Annotated in this window: 5 protein-coding genes; 1 reads left to right on the forward strand and 4 read right to left on the reverse strand. The window is 32.6% G+C overall.

What is annotated here, in order from left to right; genetic code table 11:
• Both TA89_RS07810 and yedF read right to left on the reverse strand, forming a co-directional pair.
• A partial coding sequence (locus TA89_RS07810; protein WP_187119280.1) for a diacylglycerol/lipid kinase family protein occupies positions 1-367 on the reverse strand: 367 nt, incomplete at its 3' end.
• Positions 368-485: 118 nt separating this feature from the next.
• Complete coding sequence (gene yedF, locus TA89_RS07815) at positions 486-1,064, reverse strand: sulfurtransferase-like selenium metabolism protein YedF (protein WP_040212306.1); 579 nt, start codon at positions 1,062-1,064, stop codon at positions 486-488.
• 233 nt (positions 1,065-1,297) lie between these two features.
• On the opposite strand from yedF, the gene TA89_RS07820 reads away from it, so the two are divergent.
• Positions 1,298-3,127, forward strand: a complete 1,830-nt coding sequence (locus TA89_RS07820) for an LTA synthase family protein (protein ID WP_040212307.1) — start codon at positions 1,298-1,300, stop codon at positions 3,125-3,127.
• A 91-nt stretch (positions 3,128-3,218) separates the two neighbouring features.
• On the opposite strand, the gene TA89_RS07825 is transcribed toward TA89_RS07820, so the two are convergent.
• Complete coding sequence (locus TA89_RS07825; protein WP_040212308.1) at positions 3,219-4,724, reverse strand: hypothetical protein; 1,506 nt, start codon at positions 4,722-4,724, stop codon at positions 3,219-3,221.
• Positions 4,725-4,749: 25 nt separating this feature from the next.
• Positions 4,750-5,842: sensor histidine kinase (locus TA89_RS07830; RefSeq protein ID WP_040212309.1), on the reverse strand; the 1,093-nt coding region annotated here is incomplete at its 5' end.

Raw genomic sequence — 5,842 nt, forward strand, 5'->3', positions numbered from 1 at the left:
CCCTGCCTAAATCTATGTATTTCTCTTCCCCTGTGACAGTTCTGTATAACAAATCCTCATCTTTAGTACTGGTAATATTTTTTATAAAATCATTTCCGCTCCCCGCAGGTACTATAGCCAAAGTACTCTTTGTACCTACAACTCCGTTAAGAACTTCATTTAATGTTCCATCCCCTCCTATAGAATAAACTCTGTATTCCCCCTTCAGACTGTACTTTTGCACTATTTCAGTTGCATGCCCAGGATATTTGGTTATTTCAATAAAATAAGGTTCTTTAATATTTTCAAAAACACGGTGAATAATTTCAATGTACCCTAAAGCTTTTCCCTTTCCAGCCTCAGGGTTTATTATAAATAAATGTTTCATGTATTTTCTCTCCTGATTAAATTACAAATAATTGTTTAATAATTATATCATACCATTATTTACAATTATATGTTAAAAAATAAAAAAACCACAATTTCTTGTGGTTTAGTAAAGAGAGCTAAATATTTATGGTCTTAGTGGACTTATTCATTTCTTCTACTATAGTATACATGTTAGATATATCTCCAATTACAAGCTTTTCTTTTAACCCGTAAAAATCAAGACAGGTTCCACAGCTCATTATTCTGCTTCCTTTATCCAACAATTTATTTAAGCCTTCAAGACAATTAGAACCTTCTACAGTGAGCTTAACTCCTGAATTCATAAAAATTATGTTTGTTGGAGTTATATCCCCTTCAGACAAAGCAAAGATATAGCTTTTCATTAATGTTTCCCCCAGCTGGTCATCTCCTTCTCCTAACTTACTGGAAGTGATAACTATTGTGAGTGTTTCATTGAAACTCATAGGTTCGCAGGTAATACCTTCTCCTTTGGTTATTTCAATATGAAATTTCCCTTCTTTTTCAGACACACTGCTTATATAACCTTTACTGTCAGCAAATTTTTTGACGTTGCTTTTTGATACTTCATTATCTACTATTACTTCAGCGCTCCCGCTTTCTATGCTGTCGAAATACTTTTTGGTATTGATTACCGGCTGTGGGCAAAGCATTCCGGAGCAATCAATTATATGCATTTTAATTCCTCCTTAAATACAGTAAATAGAATTTATTCATTATAATATAGTAATTATATCACTATGAGTAAATTATCCATCATATTATTTATCTATAGGTATTTCTTTAACTATTACATAATCCAATTCTATACACTAAATATTAACATACTGTTTATAATATATACACATTGCTTTATAGGTCTTTTTATAATATAATTTTAGCGGGCTATTAATTAAAAGGAGATTAAAATATGGACAACCTTATAAAGAGAATTAAAAACATAAATGCCGTTAACTTTATTTTTTATATTGTAACTTTAACAGCATTAGTCTTCAAATCCTTTATTTTTCATGGATTTATAATGAATAAAAACCCCTATATTCTGAACTTTTCAAGCGGATATTCTGAATCCATAAGTTTTGTAAGGTTCTATATAGGTTTTGTACTTATATTCTTAAGCTTTTGCTTTCTGTTTAAAAATTATGGAAGAAGGCTTTATCTTTTAATTGCAAATGTGATTATAACCTTCATTCTTCTCATGGACCTTTGGTATTTCAGAGGATTTTTCACTTTACCTTCCATCACAATAATTGGACAAACCGCCAATCTGGAAAATCTTTCTGATAGCATTTTTTCTATTATGAGTTCATATGATTTTATAATGATTATTGATATTATTATACTTTTAGTAGTTTTTGCATTTACCTTTAAGGAGCGAAAATCTGAGAGACGAAATATACCAATGTTTGCTGCTACATTAATAATTCCAACTTTGCTTATAGGATATATTCCTTTTGCTTCCAATGTCTTAAAAAAACCTGTTAAATTTGATTATATTTTTGGAAACTACGATCCAACTCAAACATCGCAGTTTTTATCACCCTTAGGATATCATGTTTTAGATATATACACTGTGTACAAGGATTCAAAGCCTTATGATATAACTGAAGAAGAAAGACAGGATATAGACAGCTGGTTATCCAACAAGCTGGAAAATCTTCCTGACAATAATTATAAATCATTATTTAAAGGTAAAAATCTATTAATAATACAGGTAGAGTCCCTTGAAAACTTTGTAATAAATGAAACTGTGGAAGGTCAAGAAATAACGCCTAACTTAAATAGACTTCTTAAAAACTCAATATATTTTCCAAATATATATGATCAAGTAAATGAAGGTAACAGTTCAGATTCTGACTTAATGATAAATACATCAATATTCCCTATCAGGAAAGGAAGTACTTTCTTTAGGTATCCTAATACCTCATATAATTCTCTTCCTAACTTGTTAGAAGAAATGGGTTATTCCTCTACTTCTATTCATCCTGATAAAGGATCTTATTGGAATTATGCATTAGGATTAAAAGGAGTCGGTTTCGACAACTTTATAGACTATTATCACTTTAATGATACTGAAACAATAGGAGTTGGTATGAGCGATGGTACTTTTCTTCCTCAGGTTGCAGAGAAGATTAAAGAGCTGAAAAAGCCCTTTTATGCTCACACCGTTACATTAACCAGCCATGGCCCCTTTGAAATACCTGAAAAATATAAAGAATTAAAATTCAATGGTGAGTTAAATAATAATATCATGGGCGACTATTTTCAATCCTTAAGATATACAGATAAACATATAGGAAATTTATTAAATTCCCTTGAAGAATGGGGAATACTAGAGGATACTGTGGTAGTTATTACCGGCGATCACAGAGGAGTTCATAAATACTATCCGGATAAGCTTGCAGAACTTAAGAACCCTAAGGAAAGCTGGTTAGATGATGAAAATCAAACCCTTCCATTAATAATTTATAACAAGTCTATAAGCACTGGTATAAAAAATGATGTAGTAGGCGGTCAGGTAGACATTATGCCTACCCTTGCATACCTTATGGGTATTGAGAAGGATAAATATAAGAATACCGTTATGGGAAGAAATCTTCTAAATACAAATAAATCCTATGCAGTAACCAATAATGGAATAGTTCTTGGTAAACAGCTCCCACAGGAAGAAGCTTCTGAACTTCAAAAAGCTATACAGATATCTGATTTGATTATTAAAAGCAACTATTTTAAACAATAATCTTTTAGGAAGAATAATAATTGATATAAACATAAACATTGAGGGAAGTCATTTGACTTCCCTCAATGCTTATATTTAATTTCATCTTAAATCATTCTATAACTTTTCCGTTATCCTTTATAAATCTATTCCATTTTTCCATTTGGTCTCCCTTTGACCACTGCGCCATGATTATCTTCTCTCTAACATCTACAGAAATCCGTTTAACTGGCTCTTCCGAAAGCTCACCTTTACTTATCTGATATACTAATATTTCACTTTCTGTGAGGATTACTGCAAAATCCTGATTAGGTGATGTATAAATATCAAGGGCTTCCGGAACTCTTTCCTTAACTTTATTCCAGCTGACATAAAGCTGATCATAGTTAACAAGTTTAGAAGGAGGAATCATATTTATATTAAAATCTAAGTATTTATCAGAATACTCACTGGAACGTGCATTAATTCTTCCTCTCAATATCCAATGCCCGTTTCTTCTCGCCACAGTAAAGCTGTCTTCTCTTGGCGTTTCTTCTAAAACCTCTCTCAACTCTTTATTTATAGAGGTTAAGGCTGCCTCTGCAGACTGATCCATAGATAATTTCCCCGGCTGTCCAATTATATCTGATATTTTAATGCCTGACCCAAGCTCCACATTATCCAAAGGAAGAGCTCTTATTCTCTGCATATTAGGTACTCCTGAGGAAGAATCTATAATTTCAACAGTTAAATAATCACTGCTGGCAAACATAATATTTACAAATCTGCTGTTTCCATCCCCCTCATTATTCCCTTGAACATTACTGCCTGCCTGACCATTGCTGCCGGTCCCTGATAAATTATCTTCTATAATTGGATAGGCTTTTATGGACTCTTTAACGGTATTTCCCGCGATTCTCTGCTCTAATTCAACGTTCCAAAACCCTCTTGCTCTAGGAACTAGCAGATTAGGAATTTCATAAATATGTTCCACATTTCCGACTTCCCAGGGAATCCATATAGTTCTATATTCTGAATGTTTTTTGTTTTTATCATTAGGTAGCCTGTCTTTTCTCAATCCTATGAGAACACCGGAAGAAGTATTTTTAACTTCCTCTTCCTTTTTATCAATGGGGTTTATATTGATCCTATCATATTGCGGCTCCTCAGTAGACACTCTATTAAGATACAAAAAAGCCCCCTCCATATACATAATTCCGGTATTCTCATCTAGCCTTATAAATTCGTAAAAAAGCTTATCTGAAGAATAGATAGTTATTATGTCTATGCTGTCTTTATTTATACCTAAATTCTTAGGATTTACTTTATAAAAATAAACAAAGTAATAGGAAGAGGTACTTTTACGGCTCTTATACTGAGGATTCACTGCTATCTCCTCATGAAATAAAGCTGCATTTGTACCGAATTTTGCTTCCTTCCCAATCATGTCATCTAAAGATTCCTTATTAGCAATTTTCTCGTTTATTATTTTATATTTGCTTATGTTCCATGTACCTTTTATAGGGATATTTTTATTTTTAGGGGAGGCTATCATATCACCACCCTGATTTCCTATTCCTGTACATCCAATTAAAAAAAAGGATAATAAAACTATAACTAATGGATATTTTGCTTTCATTAAACTTAACTCCTATTTCTCTATGCTATAAAGGCAACTTCACAGTTACCTTTGTTCCTTCATCTAACTCACTTTCAAATTCAAGAGTACCTTTATGAAGCTTTACAATCTCATCGCAAATAGAAAGTCCTATGCCATTTTTAGATTTAGAAGTTTTTCCTTTATAAAACTTCTCTGTAATCCTTGGTAAATCTTCTTTTGAAATACCGTATCCTGTATCATTTACTTTTAACACCAGGTACTTATCTTCTCTGCTTATAATAAGCTCTACCCTGCCGCCAGCCGGTGTAAATTTAAAGGCATTGTCCAATAGATTTATAAGCACCTGCTTAATCCTGTTACTATCTATAAGTACTTCTGGGATATTTTCATAGGCTTCTACAATAAACTTAACTCCTTCTCTTTCTGCTCTTGGCTGCATAAATAGATCTACATACTCTACTACCTCTTTAATGTTCACATACTGCTTCTTTAAAGTTATCTTACCTGCAGCAAACTTAGAGAAGTCTAATAGTTCCTCAACCATACCAGCGAGTCTGTCAGCCTCCTGCTCTATAATATCAAAACCCATAGTAAGCATTTCTTTATCCACATTATCATCATTTAAAGTCACTGCCCATCCTTTTATAGAGGTAAGAGGTGTCCTTAATTCATGGGAAACTGAAGAAATAAATTCATTTTTAAGAATTTCTCTGTTTCTTACTTCTTCTGCCATATAATTTAATGTGTTAGATAACTTCCCTATTTCATCATCGTTTACGCTGGTACTTCTTATATTTAAATTTCCAGCTGCCATTTCTTCAGCAACATTGGTTACCTCTCTAAGTGGGATTACTATGCTGTTAGCCAAAAATAAGCTGACTATTATGGTTATACACAAAACCACAAACCCAATGCTTAAAAAGATCAATGCAATCATATTAATTGCCCTATTTACCTCATTTAAAGAAGTTACGAATCTTATAACCCCTACAATTTTACCATTGGCTTCTAAAGGATAAGAAACAGCCATAACATCTGAAGAATCATAATCCACCTGACCTATCCATCTTCCATTTTCACCGGTCAATGCCTTTTTAACATCTATAGTGCTTAAAGGGTTATCATGAATAACTCCT

It is taken from the genome of Clostridium polynesiense, assembly GCF_000820705.1.
GTDB classification, from domain to species: Bacteria; Bacillota; Clostridia; order Clostridiales; family Clostridiaceae; genus Clostridium_AA; species Clostridium_AA polynesiense.